General features: G+C 44.6%; 21 protein-coding genes and 1 pseudogene. 9 read left to right on the top strand and 13 right to left on the bottom strand.

Annotated features, from left to right (window positions below; genetic code table 11):
• The first annotated feature begins 97 nt into the window (after positions 1 to 97).
• The 3 genes from AC3Y23_RS20100 to AC3Y23_RS20090 all read left to right on the top strand — a co-directional run bounded on the left by AC3Y23_RS20100 (position 98) and on the right by AC3Y23_RS20090 (position 2,460).
• Entirely contained in the window at positions 98 to 673 is a 576-nt protein-coding gene (locus tag AC3Y23_RS20100) for a TetR/AcrR family transcriptional regulator (protein WP_379202260.1), read from the top strand.
• Positions 674 to 710: 37 nt separating this feature from the next.
• The gene (locus tag AC3Y23_RS20095; protein ID WP_379202258.1) at positions 711 to 1,571 is read left to right on the top strand and encodes a phosphotransferase family protein; all 861 of its coding nucleotides are present in this window, start codon (positions 711 to 713) and stop codon (positions 1,569 to 1,571) included.
• A 106-nt stretch (positions 1,572 to 1,677) separates the two neighbouring features.
• Positions 1,678 to 2,460 carry an aminoglycoside adenylyltransferase domain-containing protein gene (locus tag AC3Y23_RS20090; RefSeq protein ID WP_379202256.1) on the top strand — a complete coding sequence of 261 codons (783 nt, stop codon included), beginning with the start codon at positions 1,678 to 1,680 and terminating at the stop codon, positions 2,458 to 2,460.
• Positions 2,461 to 2,580: 120 nt separating this feature from the next.
• Here AC3Y23_RS20090 and AC3Y23_RS20085 read toward each other — a convergent pair whose 3' ends face one another.
• Both AC3Y23_RS20085 and AC3Y23_RS20080 read right to left on the bottom strand, forming a co-directional pair.
• Positions 2,581 to 3,267, bottom strand: a complete 687-nt coding sequence (locus AC3Y23_RS20085; protein ID WP_379202253.1) for a CD3324 family protein — start codon at positions 3,265 to 3,267, stop codon at positions 2,581 to 2,583.
• 11 nt (positions 3,268 to 3,278) lie between these two features.
• Positions 3,279 to 3,989, bottom strand: coding sequence for a hypothetical protein (locus AC3Y23_RS20080; RefSeq protein ID WP_379202251.1), 711 nt, complete (start codon positions 3,987 to 3,989; stop codon positions 3,279 to 3,281).
• Positions 3,990 to 4,124: 135 nt separating this feature from the next.
• Between AC3Y23_RS20080 and AC3Y23_RS20075 the strand changes: the two genes are divergently transcribed.
• On the top strand, positions 4,125 to 4,385 hold the full coding sequence (locus AC3Y23_RS20075; protein ID WP_379202429.1) for a GyrI-like domain-containing protein: 261 nt from the start codon (positions 4,125 to 4,127) through the stop codon (positions 4,383 to 4,385).
• Positions 4,386 to 4,558: 173 nt separating this feature from the next.
• Positions 4,559 to 5,425, top strand: coding sequence for an RCC1 domain-containing protein (locus tag AC3Y23_RS20070; RefSeq protein WP_379202249.1), 867 nt, complete (start codon positions 4,559 to 4,561; stop codon positions 5,423 to 5,425).
• A gap of 105 nt (positions 5,426 to 5,530) precedes the next feature.
• Here the strand turns inward: AC3Y23_RS20070 and AC3Y23_RS20065 are convergent, their stop codons facing one another.
• From AC3Y23_RS20065 to AC3Y23_RS20045, 5 genes are all read right to left on the bottom strand, one after another.
• Entirely contained in the window at positions 5,531 to 6,358 is an 828-nt protein-coding gene (locus AC3Y23_RS20065) for an SDR family NAD(P)-dependent oxidoreductase (protein ID WP_379202247.1), read from the bottom strand.
• A 71-nt stretch (positions 6,359 to 6,429) separates the two neighbouring features.
• Positions 6,430 to 7,017, bottom strand: coding sequence for a TetR family transcriptional regulator C-terminal domain-containing protein (locus AC3Y23_RS20060; RefSeq protein WP_379202245.1), 588 nt, complete (start codon positions 7,015 to 7,017; stop codon positions 6,430 to 6,432).
• Between the two features lie 186 nt (positions 7,018 to 7,203).
• On the bottom strand, positions 7,204 to 7,746 hold the full coding sequence (locus AC3Y23_RS20055) for a GNAT family N-acetyltransferase (protein ID WP_379202242.1): 543 nt from the start codon (positions 7,744 to 7,746) through the stop codon (positions 7,204 to 7,206).
• Positions 7,747 to 7,870: 124 nt separating this feature from the next.
• Positions 7,871 to 8,356: a DinB family protein gene (locus AC3Y23_RS20050; RefSeq protein WP_379202240.1), complete on the bottom strand. Its 486-nt coding sequence runs from the start codon at positions 8,354 to 8,356 to the stop codon at positions 7,871 to 7,873.
• Between the two features lie 189 nt (positions 8,357 to 8,545).
• Positions 8,546 to 9,943: an MATE family efflux transporter gene (locus AC3Y23_RS20045; RefSeq protein WP_379202238.1), complete on the bottom strand. Its 1,398-nt coding sequence runs from the start codon at positions 9,941 to 9,943 to the stop codon at positions 8,546 to 8,548.
• A 165-nt stretch (positions 9,944 to 10,108) separates the two neighbouring features.
• Here AC3Y23_RS20045 and AC3Y23_RS20040 point away from each other — a divergent pair, with 165 nt between their 5' ends.
• Together AC3Y23_RS20040 and AC3Y23_RS20035 are read left to right on the top strand one after the other, a co-directional pair.
• Positions 10,109 to 10,987, top strand: a complete 879-nt coding sequence (locus AC3Y23_RS20040; RefSeq protein ID WP_379202236.1) for an AraC family transcriptional regulator — start codon at positions 10,109 to 10,111, stop codon at positions 10,985 to 10,987.
• Between the two features lie 98 nt (positions 10,988 to 11,085).
• Positions 11,086 to 12,255 (top strand): MFS transporter, encoded by a 1,170-nt coding sequence (locus AC3Y23_RS20035; protein WP_379202233.1) that lies wholly within the window; start codon positions 11,086 to 11,088, stop codon positions 12,253 to 12,255.
• Between the two features lie 188 nt (positions 12,256 to 12,443).
• On the opposite strand, the pseudogene AC3Y23_RS20030 reads toward AC3Y23_RS20035, so the two are convergent.
• The 4 genes and pseudogenes from AC3Y23_RS20030 to AC3Y23_RS20015 all read right to left on the bottom strand — a co-directional run.
• Positions 12,444 to 12,695 (bottom strand): annotated as a pseudogene (locus AC3Y23_RS20030) (winged helix-turn-helix transcriptional regulator); the annotation flags it as partial.
• A gap of 274 nt (positions 12,696 to 12,969) precedes the next feature.
• Positions 12,970 to 14,556 carry an RNA polymerase sigma factor gene (locus tag AC3Y23_RS20025; protein ID WP_379202231.1) on the bottom strand — a complete coding sequence of 529 codons (1,587 nt, stop codon included), beginning with the start codon at positions 14,554 to 14,556 and terminating at the stop codon, positions 12,970 to 12,972.
• A gap of 268 nt (positions 14,557 to 14,824) precedes the next feature.
• Positions 14,825 to 14,977 carry a hypothetical protein gene (locus AC3Y23_RS20020; protein ID WP_379202229.1) on the bottom strand — a complete coding sequence of 51 codons (153 nt, stop codon included), beginning with the start codon at positions 14,975 to 14,977 and terminating at the stop codon, positions 14,825 to 14,827.
• 53 nt (positions 14,978 to 15,030) lie between these two features.
• On the bottom strand, positions 15,031 to 15,537 hold the full coding sequence (locus AC3Y23_RS20015) for a GNAT family N-acetyltransferase (protein ID WP_379202227.1): 507 nt from the start codon (positions 15,535 to 15,537) through the stop codon (positions 15,031 to 15,033).
• Between the two features lie 181 nt (positions 15,538 to 15,718).
• Between AC3Y23_RS20015 and AC3Y23_RS20010 the strand changes: the two genes are divergently transcribed.
• Together AC3Y23_RS20010 and AC3Y23_RS20005 are read left to right on the top strand one after the other, a co-directional pair.
• Complete coding sequence (locus tag AC3Y23_RS20010; protein WP_379202225.1) at positions 15,719 to 16,102, top strand: DUF3888 domain-containing protein; 384 nt, start codon at positions 15,719 to 15,721, stop codon at positions 16,100 to 16,102.
• 865 nt (positions 16,103 to 16,967) lie between these two features.
• Complete coding sequence (locus tag AC3Y23_RS20005) at positions 16,968 to 20,267, top strand: amidase family protein (protein ID WP_379202223.1); 3,300 nt, start codon at positions 16,968 to 16,970, stop codon at positions 20,265 to 20,267.
• 291 nt (positions 20,268 to 20,558) lie between these two features.
• Here AC3Y23_RS20005 and AC3Y23_RS20000 read toward each other — a convergent pair whose 3' ends face one another.
• Together AC3Y23_RS20000 and AC3Y23_RS19995 are read right to left on the bottom strand one after the other, a co-directional pair.
• Complete coding sequence (locus AC3Y23_RS20000; RefSeq protein ID WP_379202221.1) at positions 20,559 to 23,150, bottom strand: FtsX-like permease family protein; 2,592 nt, start codon at positions 23,148 to 23,150, stop codon at positions 20,559 to 20,561.
• Positions 23,147 to 23,830, bottom strand: coding sequence for an ABC transporter ATP-binding protein (locus tag AC3Y23_RS19995; protein WP_379202219.1), 684 nt, complete (start codon positions 23,828 to 23,830; stop codon positions 23,147 to 23,149). Before AC3Y23_RS19995 ends, AC3Y23_RS20000 begins: the two co-directional genes overlap by 4 nt.
• Positions 23,831 to 23,838: the final 8 nt, after the last annotated feature.

Here is a 23,838-nt window from a genome sequence, read left to right as displayed (position 1 = left end):
TGTCGTAAACAACGACTTGACATTCCATTTATATACATATAACATACGTTATATAACGATAGTTATTTATGAATCAATCTACTGTGGAGATGATACAATGCCCCCAAAAGCAGAAATAACCAAAGAAAAAGTTTTAGAGGCAGCATTTGAAATGGTTCGAGAGCAAGGACTTGATGTTCTGACAGCCAGAAGTATTTCGCAAAAACTAAAGTGCTCGACCCAGCCTATTTACAGCGTGTATGGAAACATGGAAGAGTTAAAAGATGATGTCTTTAATCAAGTTGCAACTTTTGCACTGACCAGCATGAAACAATACGACAATAACAGCAACGCACCTGCTATGAATTTTGCGATCGGGTGCCTGCTCTTCGCTCAAAATGAGAAACATCTATTCAGAGTTCTGTTCCTTTCTGATTATGGTGGTGACTATTTCAAACGGAATAAAGATAGACTCCAAGAGGAGATGTATACCGCCTTTCTACAAATCGATAACCGCTTAAGTATGCTGGAAAAGAGTAAGATCGAGAAAATCTTTTATAAGCTTTCCTTGTATTGGCTTGGAATTGGAACGATGATCAACACCAATATGTCCGAGCTCGATATTCACGAGGCTACAGAAATGCTCGAAGAAATGTACACAACGTTAACAATAAAAGAAGGCTTACACAATTAACCCTCACTTATAAAAATCCTAAAAAGGAGCGCGCGGCATGATCAGTAAACTGGGCAAAAAAATAGGAGAAGGCGGATGTTCGGAAGTATTCGAATGGGACGGCGCAGGAAAGATTGTCAAACTGGCAAAGCCTAACACCAGTCTCGCTGCCTTGCAAGCAGAATTGCATCATTCCCGAATCGCCAGGGAATGCGGGTTGCCTGTTCCTCAGCCATATGAACTGGTACATATAGGAGGCCGATCCGGTATCGTGTTTGAAAGGATTTATGGAGAGTCAATCATGGAACGTTTTATCAACGGCATACTACAGCCCTCCAGCCCGCAGCAACCACTTACTGTATACGATGATTATAATGACGTTCTAGCTACAGCTCAGCTCTTGTATCAAATCCACACGCATTCCATGTCCAATATGCCGAGTCAAAGAGACAATCTCAAGTATGATATTCGCCGTGCTCATTATTTGTCCGAGACTGATAAAACAGCAGTAATCAACCAATTAAATCAGTTACCGTTAAAGCATCAGCTGTGTCATGGCGATCCAAACCCAAACAATATATTGTTCCGGAATAATGAAGCAGTGATTATTGATTGGAACAATGCTTCGATCGGAAATCCGGAAGCGGACTTGGCCGAATATATCATTATGATTGGATATGCGATATTGCCCGATCATCTCCCATCAGAAGCAAGTACCGCTCTAAACGCCACGCGAGAAAATATCATTACCATATTTATGGACGAATACGAGCGGCTCTCCGGCATCAGTTATGCGGATATCGAGCCTTGGATTATACCTGTAGCAGCACGCAAACTTTCCGCTGATGGAATATCGGAAAAGGAGAAAAATTTGCTCGTAAACGAGATTAAAAAAGGGCTCCGTTGCACCTCCTTATAGTGGGTTTTATTGTACCAACATTAATTATGTTTAATCTTTACCCGCTTCAACTTAAACTTATCTTCTACAATTGTACTAATGGTTAGAATGCGGGGAGGCTGTACAGGTGCAAGTGATTTTAGACAGAATACGAGCATTATTTGTAGAAGAGCTAGGTGACAACAATTTAGTTGGAGTCTATCTGCACGGTTCTTTGGCTATGGATTGTTTTAATCCTGCAAAGAGTGATATTGATGTATTGATTGTGGTAAAAGAAACATTATCCGTCTTAGCTACACAACAGATCTCACAAAGACTTCTGTTACTCCATGACGATATCGAGAATAGCATTGAATGCAGCATCATCCTGGAGAAATTTTTAACTGAGTTTGTGTATCCAACACCCTGTGAGTATCATTTCTCGGATTTTCATCGGGAGCAGTATCGGACTAACGAGCATTACTTGTGCGGAGGGTATGAGGATAAAGACTTAGCCTCTCAAATAGCCGTAGCCTACCACAGGGGTAGGGCTTTATATGGCAGTCCACTTGCAGAGTGTTATCCACCGATTGAAAGGCAATACTATCTTGCCTCCATCCTGTACGACATCGAATGTGCATCCGATGAGATTTTGGATAAACCAATGTATGTAACGTTAAATCTATGTAGAGTGCTTTACTTTATTAGAAAGGGTGCAATCTCCTCCAAAAAAGAAGGGGGAATTTGGGGAACTGAGAATTTGCCAAGTAAATACCATGACCTGGTTCAATGCTATTTAGAGGAGTATACAAGGGGAAGCGTAAATATAAATATAGCTCCAGCCCGGCTTTCGGAATTTGCCGAATATATGCTGCTTGAAATACAGCAGGAACTCACGGGTGAGAGAAAATACAAATGCCCCCGAGTTTGAAATGACGTACGATCGTGGAAACAACATGTATGAAATGGAAATTTGGATTCCAGTCGTTAAGAGACCTGTTTCTTAGAAAAAAAAGAGCAACACGAGTGTCCCACTTCGTGTCGCTCTTTTTTATTTACAAAATATCAATACCGTCCCATAGTGCTTCATAAATCGTTTATAATCAGCATTCCCGCTTAACACAATGATGGCAGGATGAGCATTTACTTTGCGCTGCTTTAATATCGCCAACAACTCGTTTGATGTAAGGCAATAAAATTTACCGGCTTCATACCGAATTAGCAAAGGGGGGTGAGCGGCTATATCATCGATGGTTTGGTCCTCTCCCCCACGCACTGATCCTTCCTCCTGAATAAGCCGCAGCGGAAACTTCACAACACCGTAATACAAACGCTCTTCCTTCATGATATCATCCAGACTTAGAGCTACTTTTTGGGTGAGCAGCAGATAACAGTGAATCCATTCTTCCAGCATCCCGACATTCGTATATTGTACTGCTGATTCCAATGTGGGAGCGTATGTGATATGCCCATCATTTTTCTTAGAATAGATGATTTTCTTGATAGAATCCAAGGATAAAAAGTATTCATCCGCAAGCTCAGACACTGTCACTCCATGACCATACTTATTGCGAATCATGCGATTGCGCTTCTGCAAGGTCCCCCGGTAACCTGACGTTTCGCCCCATGCTCTTTTTTCCTCTCCGGAGGGAATATATAGCAGCTTGCCTGCCGCATATTTCTGCAATTCTTTGAGTAGTTCCGCTGGCAGGATATCACCGGCATTCTCATATTTCATCTCATCACCATCTATATAGATATAGCATCCATTCGGTCTTTCAATTCACTGATCGACTTCACAATTGAGCTGCAGGATCCCGTGTCATCAATAGATGCATGCCAGCGCAAGACATCGATTCCTTTATAATACGCCATACACAGGAATCTTTCCTTGTAATTCGGGATAACGATTCCTCTTTTCTTACTATACTCGGCCAACAATTCTGGAATTCTTAAGTATGGCTTATTCAAATCCATAATGGCAAAATCCAAAAGGAAATCGCAAATGCCGGAGTAGCTCCAGTCAGGAAATCCCACCGTGGTCTGCCCATCTGTAATCATATTTTCAAAAAACGTATTATTATTGACCAAAAACCGCTGGCCTTCACAATAAGAAATCCGCTTCTCCATTTCTTTGAAGTACTTGTCAAAAAATTCTCGTTCTAACACAGTCGTTTCGAACAACTCTTTCCAATTCAGCCAATACCCCTCACGGTCATCTGCAAAGTTATCGATCAGGAAATCTCTGCAGGTTCCGTAGGCCACTTTGCATTCCTCGTCGAATTCCCCATAGCCCTCTACGCTTGAAATATCGGATGAGCTAATATCGAAAATCTTGTCAAAAAACAACTCATAATGTTCTGCGAACTGCTCCGGACTTAATTGATCGGCAATGAACCCGGCTGGTGTCATGCTTACTTTTTCCGAAAGTATCGACTTAATAATATTATCTTTACTCATCTTATAATTTCCCCTCTCGTACTCTATTTATTAGGCCATCAGCTGCGCATCTGATAATGAAATCATAGCATTGGAAATGCCTGGGATATAGGTCGTGAACATCTTAAATAAACTTTACATACACGCCAGAAATACATTAGTGCTACATATTTTGCTTGTTATGAAGTGCCTGAAGGTAATGATATTCCAGAAGACATGGTGAGCTTTAAACTTCCTGGTCATACTTATGCAAAGGTTACTTGTACCAATAAAACAATCCAAGATGGGTACGGTTATGTATTTGATTGGATGCAAAAGAGTGGGCATAAGCAGCTAAGCGAAGCTTGTTCTATTGAGATTTTTTATATCGAAGAAACAGATGAGGAGAAGGTCGAGCTTTTAATACCTGTCGAATAACAAATGCATTCGATACCTCAATATTTCGCCTGTTACGAAGGCGGTTTTCTTTTTACATGTTAGCGATGTTCCGTTACAATTGGCTCAGCCGAATGGAACAATAGCCATTGTCTCATGGGGTGAATTCCCTCGCCAGATGATCGCGCATGCGAAAAGGAAATGGAGTGAAATGGATGAACGTTGTAATTGCGGCGGGTCGCCGTCATTCCGTTGGACTTAGGTCGGACGGTACGGCGATTGCTGTCGGTGATAATAAATATGGTCAATGCAATGTGAGCGGCTGGCGCGATATTGTGGCGGTTGCGGCGGGTAATGTCCATATGGCGACGAACACGGGTAATGCTCATACAATCGGTCTTATTGCACACGGCACAGTGGTTGCTGTGGGTTGGAATAAGCATGACCAATGCAATGTAAGTGACTGGCACGATATTGTAGCGGTTGCAGCAGGTTGGCGTCGTTCCGTCGGACTTAAATCGGATGGCACGGTGGTCGCTGTAGGTCGAAATCATGAAGGTCAATGCAATGTTAGTGGCTGGTATGATATTGTTGCGGTTGCAGCGGGTGACTGGCATACTGTCGGGCTTAAATCAGACGGTACGGTGACAGCTGTCGGTAATAATCGGTATGACCAATGCAATGTAAGCGGATGGCATGACATAGTGGCGACAGCTGCGGGTTACCTTCATACCCTCGGGCTTAAATCGGACGGCACGGTGGCTGCTGTGGGATTGAACAAGCATGGCCAATGCAATGTAAGCGACTGGCATGGTATTGTGGCGATAGCGGCGGGTAGTTATCATACCATTGGGCTTAAATCAGACGGTACGGTGTCGGCTGTCGGTGCTAATCAATATGGCCAATGTGATGTAAGCAGTTGGTGCGATATTGTGGCGATTGCGGCAGGTTGCGCTCATACCCTTGGGCTTAAATCAGACGGCACGATGGTTGCTGTGGGTGATAATGAATTTGGCCAATGCGATGTAAGCGGTTGGCGTGGCATCCGCACCCATTCTTGTAACTCTACAAGCAAGCCATAGGCAGCTACATGCGTGTGGTTCACCCCATAAGGTACTATGTCCAAAAGCCACATCGGGATTTCTTCCGGCGCGGCTTTTCGTCATTTTTTCCAACATACGCTTAGATTAATGGATTGTGTGTATGTTTGCTTTACGAGCTTCATTACAGAAGAAACGAATGAGCTTGCGGTGAATGCCCGGAAAAAGAATAAAGAAAATATCGCTCATCCGCCGAAAAGGCATTGGACAGATTAAAGGCTCATTTCGTTCAAGTCCTCTTAAAGCGATACGTGCAAATTGCTCGGGACTCATCATTTTTCTTTTCTTCATTTGCTCATTCATTTTCACTTTGTCGATGTTGATTCCTTCAGCCGTTGAAAAAATGGACGTATTTACGAATGTTGGACATAATGTGCTTACCTTTACACCGAACGTTTCCGCCTCATAGTGGAGAGATGTCGTCAAGCCTACGATAGCATGCTTGGTTGTCGCATAAGCCGCAGCCGTTGGCGAAGGTCCTAGTCCTGCCACAGAGGCGGTATTGGCGATGTGATCGAAGCCTTGCTTTTTCATTAGGGAATACGCTGCTTGAGTGCCATGGATCACGCTCCAGAGATTAACGTTTACGATTCTCTCCCAATGCTCTCGTGACATATCGTACAGTTCCCCATACATTGCGATCCCCGCATTATTAAACATATAATCCAGTCTCCCATGTTCCCCATATACACTGTGCACCATCGCCTCAATCTGATTGGCATCCGTAACATCCAATTTTAAAAATTGTGCATGACCACCCTCTTGTTCAATCCCACTAACCACCTGTTTACCGCCCTGCTCATCAATATCAGCAATGACGACGAATACATGGTTACTCGCTAATTGATTAGCAATCGCCTTCCCAATACCCGAAGCACCACCCGTTACAATCGCTACTTGGTTCAAAGCGTTCACGACCATCACACTCCTAATGAATGTAGTTAAAAACATTAGTACAATCGTTCTATTCTTAACAGAGAGAATTCTTATGATTTCAGAATCCCCTTTAGAAAGATGGTGACGCTTTGTTGAAACATCCCCCGCAACATGTCATAGTCCATCGTATAGATATGCTGGCATAATGCGCCTAACCAATTCCCGAACAGAAATGTTGCAGTCTGTACATCCTCGATAACAAATTCATTGCTTTCGACTCCATATTGGAAAATAGCCTCGTACGCGCGCATAGGTGTTGATACCAGATCGTATAGTTGCTTGGCCATTTCCGGCGATGAAGCCGGATTCCCCATTAATTCCTGATGGACCTTGAGCAGCGGGGTTTTGTAATTATCTAGCACAAAGATGGCTACTGCATACAATTTTTCTGTTGCCGTCGGATAGTTTGGCGAGAGAGCGTCCCATTTGTCACCCCACACCCGCATAGCATCTTGAGCTATAGTAATGAACAGCTTTTCCTTATTCTCAAAATGGTAATATACATGCCCTTTGCTAAAACCCGATTCCTTGGAAATATCCGAAATTGATGTTCCTGCAAAGCCCTTTTGCGAAAAAAGTTGCGCCGCTTTCTCCGCAATGATCTTCCTTGTCTGATCACTATCATAATGCCGCTTCATTGTTCTCATCCCTTTTGAACGATCGTTCTATTGATAGCATAACGGATTGACGGCTCATTTACAAGAAGTGGAAGAGAGATTTATTCACTCCTTTGGATGATAGAATTAAATCCCCGTTCATACCCACAAAAAAGAGGAACAAATGGCTACCATTAAATCGGCAGCCACTCTGTTCCCTTAACCTTTTTAGCTTTCGAATTCGCCCTTCGTTAAGCCAAAGACATATTCATCGAAGTGTTGTCCTTTGGAATAAATCATATTCCGTAGTCTGCCCTCTTGTACGAATCCAAGACGCTCCTGGAGGGCAATCGAACCTTCGTTAAAAGCATAGACATGTGCGGTCACTTTCTGATAACGTAACTCCTCGAAATAATAGCGTAACAGGATCGTAACTGCTTCAGAAGCATAACCCTTACGCCAGTGTTCTCGAAAAACGGCTACACCATACTTAAAAGTCCCATGCCGCGTATCACAGCCATGCGTATTAATACTGCCTACAAGATTGCCGTCGAGCGTTTCAATCGCTAGCATGATGCTATCACCCTCTGGCCCTTTTGACGCTTGATGCTCAGCCCAACTCTTCGTACCTTCTTCTGATCTTGGAAAATAGATCATATCGCAAAGTCTGGCACTTTCAGAATCGAAATCATTATTGTGGAACTTGTCCCAGTCGGTAGGTACAATCGCTCGTAATCTAACTTTATCGCCAGTCCAAATGTTGCTAATCATATAAACCCTCCTAAAGTAAATTGAAAATCTCCCGTTCCTCGCAAAAAGAGGTGGAGATCTTGCACGAGGATCTATATTTCTGATTATGAACTACATTGTTCTCACTCCTTTCGTGTAACGGGCCTTAAAAAGGTGTTGCCGCCAGCAGCGTCTTGTACATTTTAACAGCAGTCAAATGCTGGCCTTCATGGTATAGATTGAGGCTGAGGAATTCCTCTACTGATCCTAGCTTCATTCCGCCCGACGTAGTATACGGCGGCACGATAGGTTCTTCAAGGCGATCTGCCAAACTACGCTGAATGCGCTGCGGCTGCTCCCGCAGAAGGATCTTCAGTTCTTCGAGACTCGGAAGCACTAGAGAAGCAGGAGCGGTAAGCGGCGATGTGCCGTTCTCGAACAGCTCTGGAAATCCTTCAGGTAAATGCAGTGGTAGCCCGATACTTTTGAAAGCAAAGCGCTCGTTCAAAGTGTATACATGTCCCAAATGCCAGTGAATGTGATTGCGGAACCCCTGCGGAATACGTAACGCCGTTTTCTCGTCCAGTCCTTCCACGCTCTTTAATAGTTGTGCTCGTATATAAGCTGATTGGCTGAATAAGTAATGTTCCATTGATCTTACCCCTTAGCAATATTGATCTCTATTTATTCCATGAACGTGCTAGAAAATCCTTTTATACCAATCGGACGAAGGTTCAATGACGACAATAACTAGCAGGGATAATCCCCACTTGAATCGTACAATGAAGGGCTTTTATAAAAAAAGAGAGCGTCCACGTACCGGACCCTCTCCTTTACTTGTTTAGGTGGAAAATGAGGTTGTTGCACCTTTCCCCGGCAGCGGAGCGCTGGCTGGTTCAAGCCTGTCGGCTTCGGCCTTCCGCAGCACTTTCTGACCGCGCCAGCGCAGCAGGACGCACAGTCCTCTAACTAATTCATCAGCAATCATGCAGCAGTAAATTCCAATTAACCCCCATCCGGCCCAAATCCCGAAGACGTAGGAGCAACCAACGCCGATCAGCGACATAGAAGCAATGGACGTATACATCATATACCGGGTATCACCGATGGCACTTAGGGCGTTGCCCATGCCCATGTTGAGCATTTTGGACGGCTGCAGAATCAGATTAATGGCCAGCAGCGACACACCAAGTGCGAGGATTCCCGGATCTGTGGTAAACAGCCCCAGTATCTTCCGTCCGAACAAGAAGAGCAGCAGCATGTTCCCCATCACAACTGCAAGCCCGATGAACAGAGTGCGATAAGCCAGTTTGTAGGCTTCCCGCGTCTTCCCTCCTCCGTATAAATGGGCAATTTGAATCTGTCCGGCCAAGGCGACAGCGTACCCCAAGGTGAAGCAGTAAGATTCCAGTGTGTTCAGGTAGGTGCGCGCAGCCAAAGCTTCTGAGCCAAGCACAGCCAGGAACGAGTAGACGATCAGCTGTGAGAAGACCCAGCAAGATGAATTGACACCAAGCGGCCAACCGATCTTCAGAATTTCTCTGAACAGCCGCCGGTCAAAAATGAGGAAATCCTTCAGCTTAATTCTAATTTCAAATGCGCGTCTAAACATCATGGACAGCATAAGCAGCCCGATTGCCCGGCTTATGATCGTGGAGATCGCCACTCCCGCAAGTCCTAGCTTCGGCATGCCCATCACACCGAAAATAAACAGATAATTCAGAATAATATGAACAACATTGACCATAATCCCGGTATACATCGGTCCCCGTGTATTACCAGTATTGCGGATCGCCGTTCCGAGTGAAGCGATCAGGCCAACCATGAACAAACCGCCGCCGACATGCGCAATATAAACATTAGAGAGCGGACGAAGATTATCCGAAATATTCAATATCCCGCCAATCGGAGCAGCGAAGAAGAATAGCAGGATGCTAACGACTATACCGATAACCAAGCTCGCTGATACGCCCATAATCGCCAGCGTACGCGCCTCTTTGATCTTTTTCGAACCCATCCGCTGGGCGATCAGAATACCCGCGCCTCCGGCAAATGTCGTAAATAATGTAGTTAATGCGTTGAATAATTGGTTCGAGATCCCGACAACCGCGACCGCATCATCCGAGATCCGGCTGACCATCAGCGTATCCACCGTCCCCAGCAAAGTCTGGAGAAAAATCTCCAGGAATATAGGCCAGGCTAGCATCCACAGCCCAAATCCTCCAGTATCCTTTTTCACAAAACAAACCCTCCTTGCAAGTATACCAACCCTGATGTTCTGTCTACATTGACATGATTTATCTCCGTGACTAGTATATGATTATAGAGGAAAACGAACAGATTAAAGTACAAATAATCAACCAAAACTTTCAATATTCCAACTTGAACGAAAGGAGTTGTCCGGGTGGCTATACTACATTTCACCGTCCCTCCGATGCTGCATTATATTGTAAGCGGGCTGCATTATTTCGAAGCGGGCCACCGCCATATCGGGCGCCACCACATTGGTGCATTCGATCTATTAGTCGTGAAAAGCGGCTGTCTGTACATGGGGGAAGAGGAGTTGCGCTTTGAGGTTAAGGCGGGGGAGATGTTGATTCTTCGACCGGGCAACCATCATTTCGGCACAATGGATTGTACAGAACGGACTACGTATTATTGGCTACACTTTCATACGGCAGGATGCTGGAGTGTATCAGATGAGTACTCACCTCTGCCGGGTGGTAGCCCCATGGGCAGTGAGCTCCAGAATTCACAGCTATTCGAGGTCCGTCCGTTCACGCTTAGCCTGCCCCAGTACGCTGCGCTGCGGCAACCGCAGACCGTTCAAAGCCTGCTGGACCAGCTCATTCAGCTCGGCCCCAGTGCTCATCTGAGCGCTACACCGCTACGGCAGCAGCTTTTGTTCCAGGAGGTCATTCAGCATCTGACAGATTCCCTGAATAATGAGCGAAGCACGCCCTCCAGATCATGCGCCGAACAGACTGCCTCCTATCTGCGCACCCATTACCGTGAGGACATTACCGCGAAGCGGCTCGGAGAGCATCTGAATTTCCATCCCGTCTACATCGCACGCTGCATGGGTAAGGAATACGGCTGCTCGCCGATGGAATACTTGCTACATTACCGGATTCAACAGAGTAAGCTGCTCCTGATGCAGACCGATTATCCGGTGGCCCGCATCGCCGAAGAGGTTGGCTTCAATCATGTTCCGTATTTCAGCTCCAGCTTTGCCAAAATCGAAGGAATGTCGCCTCGGAAATACCGCCAGCAGTTCTCGTGAATCATCAGAAGCATATTTGCTCGGTGGACGATATATTATGCTTGTGAAGGGGCTTATAACCGATGCTCAATATCTTTTGGGAGGAGTGTGTCTTCTAAATGAAACATCAGTTGAGCCATAATATCCTTTGTATGATTGTTATAAGTCTAATTGCTAACATGAGCGGAAGTATGATACTTCCGCTCTTCGCAATTTATGTAGAGCAGTATGGAATTACGGCTTTTAGTGTGAGTGTGTTGTTCTCGCTTTTTTATGTAGGAAGATTTCTTGGTGGAGGCATTACGGGAAAGCTCTATAGTCAAATTGGAGCTAAACGTATAGGGATAGGGTTACTGTGTGCAGAAATCATATGTATGGTTATCTTCCCATTAGCTACGAGTTTCTGGCTCCTTGCCGTGCTGCGACTTATCCAAGGTTTGGTAGCCATTGGGCTTAGTGTATTCGTGAGAATTACCATAAACAATCTAAGTACTAGTGAAAACCGCGGGATCTTGAATGGCTACATGAGCAGTAGTGAAGGGGCAGGAATGATCCTAGGCCCTGTTATGAGTGGTGTCATTGTTTTGTATTTCTCGCTCTCGGTTCCATTCTATGTAGTGGCATTCCTCGCTTTCATTTCTCTAATCGCTGTATCTAGAATCGTTTTCCCTAAAGACTACACTCACCTACACAACGAAGGTACAGAAGGAGAAGAGCCAGCGAAAAAATTAACCGGACAGCTCTTTTTATATTCGAGTGTTCATTTCATTGAGATGAGTGCATACGCGATTTTTTTAACCTATTTCTCCGTATACGCAAAGTATAAGTTGGGTTGGGACACCTTTGACATTAGTCTTGCCTTTGCCATCGTCGGAATAGCTACGTTCTTATCTGCTCCCCTCATCGGTAAGCTATCCGACATTCTTAAAGACAGATTACTGCTATGTATTATAGGACTATTGTTAATCATCGTAGAAATTATCTTCTTTTTATTCTTTAACGAAAAATGGGTCGTTTATTTAGGAATGCTTATCGGCGGAGTGGGTGGAGCGAGTTATCTCGATTCATTTTTTTCACATATTGGAGACGTTATTCCAGAAAGACAACGAAGCGTATTTATGGGGAATTTGGCTTCTTTATCAGAATTGGGGGCCATTATCTCGCCACTTATCGCTGGTGTACTTATTGAAAAAATCAATATTACAGCTCCGTTCTATTACAATATTATTCTTGTCATCATTGCCATGTTCATTCAGGTAATTGTGCGATCAAAGCTTAAAAAGAAATAAGAACCTTCAGTATGCCTGATTCTCCGCATATAGCTTACCAATCACTTGATTGATTTCTTTAGCGGAGTCGGTAATTACTTTCAATGAATCCTGATTCGTCTCCGCAAAACTATTCATCTCATAAATACGAATTTCCTTAATTGCATCCGTTGAACAACCACTAACTGTCGAAATTAGAAATATGGCTATCAGCCCCGCTGGACTTTCATCTGTGCATCATCAGGACCTGAGATCTCGTTCTGCTCCTTTACGTTCTTGCTATGTTCGATATGATAAAATCCCCAATCACACATATCATTGAGCACCGAATGAAGTGTTTTTCCGTGCTCAGAAATGGTGTATTCCACTTTGGGCGGGATTTCCTGATACACCCGGCGGACAATGAGTCCGTCCTGCTCCAGCTCACAAAGCTGGTTGGACAGCATGCCTTGCGTGATGCTAATGGTTATACCTGTTTTCCAAGGCTATTCTCCATCGGTCCACCTGTCGTTCAAACCACCATTCTTTATAATCAGGATTAGGTCGCTCTTTCCACCAAGCATTGATTTCGGGGATGTGATAAGCCCCGTGTCTAGTAGCCAATTTAGAAGAGGTACTTGTTTTTCCTTCAGCACAAGTTTTAGGGCTATCCTTTGCGAGATAGCTCTTCTTCGAAACCCAATAAAGCGGAAAAAGGTTCTTACGTCTGAAAGAACGCCAAGAACCTTTCTTGTTCTAGTCGAGCATCATATACATGGCAATCGTGCTCTTCTTCGGATCCTCCGGCAAATTGATGTGCCCCTGATCTAGAGCATGCCGTAGGCTCATCATGCGCATGTTGAAAAGGAATTCGCCAGATACGAACTTCAGTTGCTCGTTCAGTCTGGCTGGCACGTCGTGTCCGATTACGGCGTAAACGGACTTGTAGAAGACATCCATGGCCACTTGCAACTGTGTGTAAAGTGGTAAGCTGACAAGGTGACTGAACTGTGTGAATTGTTCTTGCTTGAACACGGGAAAGTTCGGCACAAAAACTTCTTCTTGAAGATCTACAAAGCAACGAATTTCAAGTTTGCGCATAACTTCCTGTTCGACCGAGCCAAGTTCAGACAACTTCCGGTTAGCCCGAATCACGGATGCCAGGACACTGAACTCATAGGAAGACATCTCACCTGCCCGATCCCACAGGTCATGCATGCCAATCTTATAGAAACACATTGAGTCTCGTTCGTTCCCCGTACCGTTTTGTCCTTGCCTAATACTGTACGGGTAGTCATAAACTTCACACCCAACGATATCCCACTGGCCGTCGTGCGGGCGCTTCGTATACTCGTTGGGAACGGCGTTCCCCCTCAGTACATCCCGCGCCAAAAAGTCTACCGCCATAGGGATGAGTGTCCACATAATAAAGCTGCGCTCCCAACGCTTTCCTAGTACCTTCTCCAACTCCGGTAGCGCAGCATCCAGCAGTTCAATCAACAGTGGCGCGAATCTCACTGATGTCTCTTCCATCCTAAGGAAAATATCACGCTGCATCTCCCTATCCACAATAATAAAATCCGTTTCGAAATGATCCTTCTTGACTTCCTTTAGCAGCGTGCCGTCCACGAGTAGTTTGACCTCTTCCTCCATGTATGGCATTGAGATCCCGAGCTCGAGGCAGAGTTCCTCCAAGTTCAGCGGATTCCGGTAAGACGCTAGCAGAATGTTCTTCGGAATGAGCCGCTGAATTAGTTGCCAAGGTAAACCGTCCTTACCGTCCAAACCGCTCTTGCTAAAGCTTATGTCCTCTGCCTTAAAGCTTCGTAAACCGACTTCCCTTGCCATTTCGATTCCCTCCCGCATGTTCTTTCGGCATTCGTGAAGCTTGCGTTTAACCGTCCCTTCAGGTAGGCTTAGCCTCTTGGCAATGTCTGCGAGACGTACACCTTCGAAGTAATAGGCCACAACCATTTCGCGGTAGCCGGATGCCAGAAGTGATAACTCACGGCGCAATAAGGCAAGATTCTCTCGGAGCAACAGCTGATCTTCCGCTGTCGCTTGCCCGTCAGGCAAAATGGCAATCTGCACTTCGCTTAAGACCGTACCGCTTCGCCGTTTCTTATCTTTAGCCCAATGCGCATAGCGATTTCGCGCAATCGTCCAAATCCACCGGCTTAGGTCGTCTGGACAACTTCCATTCGCGAGGCTAAGTAGCGCCTGTGATGCAATGTCCTGTGCCAAATCTTCCGCTTCGTGTTTGCTTCCTGTCTTCTTCAGCGCGAAATAGTAGAGTTTCTCCAAGTAATCACGTTGAATGGACGTGGCGTTCATATCTAGCATCGCGCTTCACCTGCCTTTCATCTCAATAGTGTCGATTATGGCGGGATGGTTCGGAAAATGGTAAGTTATTTTTTAAAAGCGTTTAAATCATTCTTCCTCCTGCGAAGAATATAGCGTTGGATCATCTCCTGCAACCTTAAACACGTATTTCTTAGTAGACATGAATATCCATAAACTCTGCATTTCTAGGAAATACAGGCTCCAATAAAGGCACTTTTGCCTTTAATTCATTGAGACTTTTAAGCAATTGTACAACTTCATAATTTGTTTACTGAGTGATCTTCTTCTCATTAGCTATATATATCCCCTTACCCATGCCAGGTTTTAATGACCGAATAACGTTATCAACATCATGCTCCTCCTGAAAGGAGTCGATATTTATGATTGCCAGCACATCTCCTTTTTCACTTTTCATTTCCATGTTCTACGCTCTCCTATGAAACCGTTAGTTGCTTCTCTTCACGCCGTAATGTATCATCTTGCTGTTCTCATGCTTTTAGTATGATATACATAATCGATACGTTCACCAACACCATCTGCAATGGTTTGATTCTTCCTTTTTTGATATATCGTAAACCCAACACTCTCATACATTCTTTGCGCAGGGATCAGGTCATCATTTGTGGATACAATGATTTTCCTCACCTCATTTTGAGTGATTCTATCGACCGCTTCTTGAAGCTGTATTTTGCCATACCCCTTGCTTTTGTATTTTGAAGAAATGCAGTTATGGCCAATTTCCGCATACTCAGGCATGTTTCTTGGATCCAAAAAAACAAATCCGATGGCCTCATCGTTTAATGTTGTGATAAACCCATACTTATCTGCAATTTCCAAATTGTCAAAGAAAAAGTTTTCAAAATCTCGCCAATCAGAATTAGAACTCTGTTTATATCTGCCATCAAAAGAATACGCATCTGTCAATAATTCAAAGAGTATTCCTCGATTAAAATCACTAACTTTCTTGAATTCAATACTCATATTTTGACTCCCCCATTTCATTACTTGTACCTCACCCAAGCAATTTACAATATTTATTAATTCGTGGCAATCAATTCTTTAACACTACAGTTTCAGTTCATGCGCAAAAATATCATGCCCAGCAGATTTGGATAATCCTAAGAGCACGAGAGCAGAGTAACTCTGTAAAAGGAGGTATAACATGCTACAGAAAAGATGGGTAACTGTTCTTCTCGTTTTCTTCCTTACTGCATTCATTCCGACAGACGTGCTTGCATCAGGATCAATAAATAGACCTCAAGAAAGTGCTCAGTTGCCTTGCGATGTTGTGAAGGACGCGTTCGTCTCTACTTTATTCAAACCAATCGGCGCCGTCCTTGCCCAATACAACGATGAAAGACAGTTCGTGGTTGATCAAGTGGTTGAGGTTAAAAGATTAGAGCAAGGCCAGTATTACTGGGAAGCAACTTTAAAAGTTACGACCTTTGAGGGAGCGCATAACCCGCCCTACCACTCCTATATCATCACCTTCACTAACTTGTACTCAGATCAACCAAAAGTAGTAAGTGTTCAGCGGGAACCCTAACCTAATCAATCCAATTATGATATGGCGTCGCGTGGGTTATAGATAGTATTCAATATTCTTTTGGTGCTACAATTAACACCACGGGCTGATTCTACCGAATGTTAAAGAGAAGCTTGTAGAACTACAATCATTAATTAAAATCCATGTATTAACTGCTGATAGTAATGGTAGCGCGGCTAGAGAATGCGAAGATTTACCTGTAGAACTGCAAGTTATAGGTAAAGATAATCAGCGGGAAGAAAAGCGAAAGTTTATTAGCCAGCTCGATCAAGGTGTTGCTGTTATGGGCAACGGTGTGAATGATGAGCTAATGTTTCGAGAAGCAGATCTCTCCATTGCAGTCATTGGAAAAGAAGGCTGCGCAACGGTAACGTTAATGTCTAGCGATATAACCGTGACAGATATAATCGACGGATTAAACTTGTTAATCAATCACCATCGCCTAATTCCTACCCTTAGAAATTAAACGGTGAACCCATATAAACAGGCTAAGATAATGATCATCACTGATCTATCTTAGCCTATTTATGTTTTATTTCATTCGAAAAGGTGACATCAACTTACTTGTCATTAACCAAATGAACGCTTAGTTAAGAGTGATTCCATAAATTAATGTTAGATTATATAACATATACTCTATTAATCCATCAATAAAATGAGATTTTATTGCCTGAAAGCTAAATAATACGAAAAATACCCCGTAAATTCATTTAACAAGGGTTTTTTAGCTATAAAAAACAAAGAAAAACCTTTGAATATGCGATTAATAGCGTTATTTTATATAACTTAACATGACATTATACTTGACTTAATATTTTACACGATGCTAGAATTCCACTAGATTACATAAGGGAGTTGAGACATATTGATTAAATCCAAGAACAAACAGAGAGAGACAAGAAATCAAGCACACAGAGACCACATCAAAGCCTCCCCAACAGCAAGCCACCGTTTAAGTAAGAAATCTATTTTTGCAGCTTCACTTTCACTATCCATCGCTATCACCGGCCTGCTACCTATTAATAGCGCGCATGCACTAACGAGACTTACAGCGGATAACGGCACAAAATGGGATTTCCACGATTCCTTCGCACCAAACCTTGATACAGGTAGTGTTCGCAGTGCGACTTCTACACCGATGCAAGGCTTCGGTAATATTTTCGTACAAGTATCAACCCAGCCAGAACCTCGCATGAATGGCCAAATGATGCGTGACTTTGGACTTGTATACGATGGCACAGATACATTTGTTAGCACTCGCTCCGTTAATCTCGGCGATGTACACGTTACACGAGATGTCTACTTTGATAGCACAAATAACAGAACTCGTTTCTTCGATACGTTCACCAACACAACCTCTTCGCCGGTGACAGTTGATGTATCATTTGGTGGATCACTAGGCTATGGAACAGGTCCATACCACGCCTCCATTCAACAGACGTCCAGTGGTGACACCATCATCAACAATGAAGACTCATGGGTGCTAGTAGATAACGCCAGACCTGCAGACCGACCGATTGGTATTGTTCTTGGTACCCCAGGTCCCTTCGAAGGTGCTCTTAAGGGGACTGGTAACCAACAAAAAAATCCATTCACAACGCCAATGGCCGCTTCGGGCAATGATTCCAACTTTTACGGCTTCATTCATAGCCTATCCCTCAAGCCTAATCAAACCAAGTCACTTGCTAGATATGTAGTAGTAGGCGATACGGACGCTAATAAGTTGACCACAGCTGCCGATTCGATGAATCAATTAGTGCTTGAACCCGATTTCACCCACCTAACAGCAGAACAGGTGTGCACAATAAGCAACTGGGATCTAACTAAACTACCAGGCTATGACCCTAGTGCTTGCTCCACAGTTACCACCTTACCTATTCCACCAGCTCCAGCAGTACCACCAATGGTTACAACCTCCAAATATGATGTAGTGAACAAGACCATTGCAGAAATGCAAGCTGATATGGAGAATGGTATTACTACCTCAGCAGCTATCACACAAGCCTATCTAGATCGTATTAATGCCTATGACTTGGGTCAGCTTGGCTTCCACTCTTTCCTGCATGTTGGAGAAACAGCCCTCGAGCAGGCTAAGGCAGCAGATGCAGCTCGAGCGAATGGTCAGACAGGACCATTGCTAGGTATTCCAATTGCAGTCAAGGATATCTATGACACGAAGGACATGCCAACGACAGGCGGGTCCAAAGCGCTTGAAGGCTGGCAGCCTGGATCAGACGCTTATCAAATACAGAAGCTAAGAGAAGCAGGCGCTATCATCATTGGTAAGACAAATACATCGGAATTTGCCAATAGCGGCAGCATGAGCGAAAGCGGTTGGATGCAGACATGGAATGCAATTAACCCGTCCAAAACATCGTTTGGTTCAAGTGGCGGTTCAGCAGTATCTATAGCAGCAGACTTCGCCGCAGCAGCTATGGGTACACAAACAGGCGTTTCTCTGTACGCCCCTTCCGTAGGCGCAAGCTTAACTACCTTCCGCGGTACAGACGGCATGTCCAGCACACGCGGCGTTATGCCACTGACATGGGGTCAGGATTATGCAGGCCCAATTGCTCGCACCGTGACCGACCTAGCTATATTGCTTAATGCTACAACAGGAACTGATCCAGAAGATATCCTAACCAAGGATGCGGATCGATTAAAACCGGAGGATTGGACTAAGGCGCTGAATGCTAATTCCCTACAAGGCAAGCGTATCGGCTATATCCCTTCGTCATTTGTTTCTTCGTACGCAGATGATGGTACAGGCGAGGCGGTTAAAGCGCATTTTGCTGATCTGATTGCAGCAGGCGCCACAATGGTCGAAATGAGTTCTCCACCTAGCGGCGGATCAAATCCAGGGGGCAACGTGGGTAGCGAAGGTTGGGCACGTTACATCGAGCTGCACAAGGATTTCCCTTATGAGACCGGTGATCATCTACTCGCTTCACCACTTGTACTGCTGTACAACCAAAGAAACCTACAAGTTCGCCCACGTATGACTGAAGCTCAAGTACAAGCCTATATTAATTACAGAACCAATTATAAGAGTATAATTGCAAATTGGATGGATCAAAGCGGTGTTGACAGCGTGGTGTATCCTGGATTCATCAGTGACGTATACAACAATGACAGTGCAGCTAGTCAGCTGAGCTCAGATAGAGCCACTGGTGTCTTGACATCCAACGTTGGTCTACCAACCGTTGTGGTACCTGTAGGCACTAGTCCAAATGGTTACTCATTGTCTATGCAACTGGTGGGCAAGGCTTGGGATGATGCCAACATTCTCGGCATGGGCTACGCGCTAGAGCAACAGACAAAAGCTCGCGTTCTCACAAGCTTTGCACCTAAGCTAACTTACCTGTCGAACGAGACAACTGATCCTCAGGGTGGATCGGGCGAACCAGAAACCAAACCTACTGAACCAGCCAAACCTACTGAACCAGCTGAACCTGGGCCTACTGAGCCTACTAGTCCTACTGGCCCTACTGGCCCTACTGGCCCTGGACCTAACGGACCTACCGGACCCACTGGACCCACTCCTACTCCTGGCCCTACTGGAACAACCGGACCTGCTGGACCAACTGAGCCTCCAAAAGGCTCCACTGGAAAAGATGGCGCACAGACAGAAAAACCACCAGTAACCATTTCATTCACTGATACAAATGGACATTGGGCAAAAGAAAGCATTGACTTCCTGATTCAAAAAGGACTGATCAACGGCTATCCAGATGGCAGCTTCAGACCTAATCTGGGCATCACCCGTGCAGAAGCCGTGAAGGTACTGACTACCGAACTCGGATTGACACCGCAGGCGAACAGTTTTACAGATGTTACCTCCAGCCACTGGGCTGCTGGATTCATCGGAGCCGCACAACATGCTGGCCTTATGACTGGATACACGAACGGTACGTTTAAAGCAGATGCTCCGATAAGCCGTGAAGAAATGGCCGCTTTGCTGGTAAGAGCATTCAAACTGAGTGACGGCACTACCGTTTCGTTCCCAGACATTCCAGCAAACTCCTGGTCATACAACTATATTGCAGCACTAACAGCTAACCAGATCATCACGGGTTATACAGACGGCACATTCAGACCTGCCAATGACATCACTAGAGCAGAATTCTCCACAATGGTGACCAAGGTATTGAAGCTAATCAAGTAGTAATTACATCTATCAGTTCTAATTATTCAGCTATCATTTAAGGAATCATACAAGAAGAAGCTATCCCAAAAGTAGCTTTTCTACGACTGATGCTCCCCATACAGCAACAGGTATTATTAATTCACCTGTCTACTGTATGGGGAGCATTTTTATGCTACAAAAGAAATCCTGAATTTGTTGATTTCCCTGTAGACGGAAGACCTTCCAAGAGGATTAATTTAGTTTGTTTCATAGAGTAGCCTCCAGACACGCCAAAATCAATCGGATTTTCCACCCCATCTACGTGGCCTATCATATATTCTCTTGCTTTAATGCATCCATAATGTTTTCCTTTTTTACTTTTGCGCTGGAATATAGCATGGCCGAACCGACAATGACAAATACGGCGACAACGACAGACACAATGCTTATCCACGGTATGGTGAACCCGTAGCTAAATCTATTCGCAAATGCCCTATAGATCACATACATCACGACGAAACTGACGGGTAGCCCGAAGAGCAGCGACTTGACCCCATAAAATATACTTTCATAGTTCATCATTTTCGCAAAGCTTTTTGGCGTCATGCCAACGGATTTAAGCATCGCAAACTCTCGTTTTCTAAGGAATATACCCGTGGAGATCGTATTAAAAATATTCGCAATGGAAATCGCTGAGATCAATACGATAAAACCATAAGAAAAGACGGACAGCAAAAGAATCTGTTGCTCTTCACTTTTTCTGGATTGATATAAATTACTGACATTCAGATTAGTCTCATGCATCTCTTCGATTTCCTGTTGCGTCTTCATCGGTTCCGTACTTTTCAAATGGAGGGAGGTGTGAACGTTAATTAGGTCCTCGTCGACTGTCAATGTATTCAAGATCCGTTCCGAAACGATAATATCTACCCCGCCTATACCTATTGCGTTCATCCCCATAGGAGCTTGATCCGTCAATGCGGCAATGATCACTTTGTTTAGCTTCGTTTCTCTCACATTTTCTTCATAGATATTCGTTAATTCGATGACTTGACCGACCTTCGCATATACGGCCTTCGTCTGCACGTATTTTCCTGTGTCCATATCATTGTAATGGATCGTATCCCTCACGATCGCGGCAGGATGCTCCGGGTCTATGAGCCGTTCATAATCTACGCCGACCGCTTTGGCATAGGCTTGCAGACTGAAATCATTCAAGGCATGGATCTTAATATCGTAAGGATATTTTCCCTCTTGCAGCAAACTCTTATCTTTCTTAACCTTCTCTTGCAGTTCATCGGCGATGAATGCTTCATCAATCCAAGCGTTCTTATACAAATCATGCATCACGTTGTATTCTGTTACTCCATTCAGGGATGCAATTGCTTGTACCAATGAATCGTCGATTCTTTGTCCATTGCTATACGATACTCCAATATCGAAATTGACACCTTCTTGCGACATATTCAGAGATTGTTTCACCCCGGCAGTAAAAAAGGATACTGTCAGAAACAAAACAATGCTGATCACGAGCGAAAATACGATAGCATGATATCTTCGTTTGTTCCGTTTTAGATTTTTCAATCCGATTTCCGCCTCGATGCCGAAGAGCTTGCGAATGAATTTCGATGTTTTCACGGCTTTGACCGTGAGCTTTAAATCACTCGTTTGGCGAATGGCGTCCATGGCGGATACTTTAGATGCTCTGACCGCCGGGAAATACGTCGAAATGAAAATCGTCAGCATCGAGACAACACAGATGATCAAAAGCGTTAACGGTGTGACGATGAGCGTCAGCTTTTCAGTGGTCCATAACGCGCCTTGAATCATGGCATTCAGGAACCAAAAGATAATTCCCATCCCGGCAAGACCACATAAAATTCCAAGGGGAATGCTGATCGCACCAATGACGCCCCCTTCAAAAAGTACAGCGTTTCTCTTCTGCCTTTTCGTAGCCCCCACGCTCGCGAGCATCCCTAAATGGCGGGAACGTTCCGAAACGGATATCGCGAAAGCATTATAGATGAGTGAAACCGAGCCGATCATAATAACGGCTATCAAGATCACCGATAAGGAGTATATGGTGCTGTATGAGGCTTTATTTTTGGACAAGCCATAATAATGAAGTAAATCGTTATTAAATTCGACCCTCTTGATGTGGTTTCTTTCAACCAAGTTCTCCGCATGCGTGAACAAGTTGGGATTAATACTCTGAAGGACTACGGCCGCATTGACTCCATCATTTGCCCCGATAAGCTTATCATCGAGATAAGTAATAGCCGTATATCCTGGAGCCCAATTCGTTTCCCATACGGGACGCTTGATGAACCCCACCACCGTATAATCCTTTGTCTTCATATGCTGTAGCGTTTCAATCAAAATGTCGTTTACCCTACGGAGCGGATCTCTTTCATTTAGGGGATGATCGCCCCCTTGCTGAAATCGTTCGCCAACGCGAAGGGTTAAGTGATCGCCAATTTCGTATTTCACTTTAGCATTCGTTGCAACAGCTTCGGAAATAACGACTTCCTTATCACTTTGCGGAAGCCGCCCCTTGCTTAATCCAATTGGAAGTTGCGTGAAAGCTTGTGCATCATATTCCTTGATGATCAAATACGGCTTATTGGGATCCTGCCCGGTTTCTAATAAGGCATACCCAAGATCTTTTGTGACCGCAACCGTTTTGGTTGCATCATCGGCGCGTATCGCCGCGAGTTGTTCTTTGTTTACATTCTGATATTGAACATGCCACTCCCCTCTATCCGCAATGGTCTGCCTGATCATTAAATCGGAAAAAGAAAAAACAAATGTAGCAACAGCGGTCACCATAGCAACCGAAATGATTACACCGATGATGGTTACGAGTGTCCGCCGTTTGTTTTGTTTCAAATGCCGGATGGTGAGTGTATTGACAATATTCATCGCCGGATCACCTCGTCTTTGGCAATCCTTCCGTCTTCAATCGAAATGATCCGATCGGCCTGCAAGGCGATTTGTTCGTCATGCGTAATAACGATCAGCGTTTGATGATAGGTTTTATTCAGCATTTTCAAAAGTTCGACGATCTCGCTGCTATTCTTGCTATCCAAATTGCCCGTCGGCTCGTCTGCCAGCATGATCGCAGGATTGCCAATAATTGCTCTGCCAATCGAGACCCGTTGCTGCTGTCCACCAGATAATTGATTCGGCAGATGGTTAAGCCGATGCTGCAAATTCAGCGTACTGACAAGACTATCCAGATGCTTTTTATCTACCTTCTGCTTATCCAGCAGGAGCGGCAGCGTAATATTCTCCTCCACCGTCAGGACAGGAATCAGGTTGAAGAACTGGTAGATCAAGCCGATTTGCCTGCGCCGAAAGATGGCCAGCTGTGTTTCATTCAAGGCATACAGGTCCGTATCCTCGACAAAAACTTTACCGCTAGTCGGCCGATCCACACCGCCCAGCATATGGAGAAGCGTCGATTTCCCCGAGCCGGACGGGCCGATGATCGCGACGAATTCGCCTTTTTGAACAGAGAAAGAAACATCGTCAAGCGCCTTTACCACAGATTCACCTGTGCCGTACATTTTAGAGAGATGCTCTATTCTTAAAATCTCCAAAGGTATCC

It is taken from the genome of Paenibacillus sp. MAHUQ-45 (genome assembly GCF_058133325.1).
This window is presented reverse-complemented; position numbering and strand designations above follow the sequence as displayed.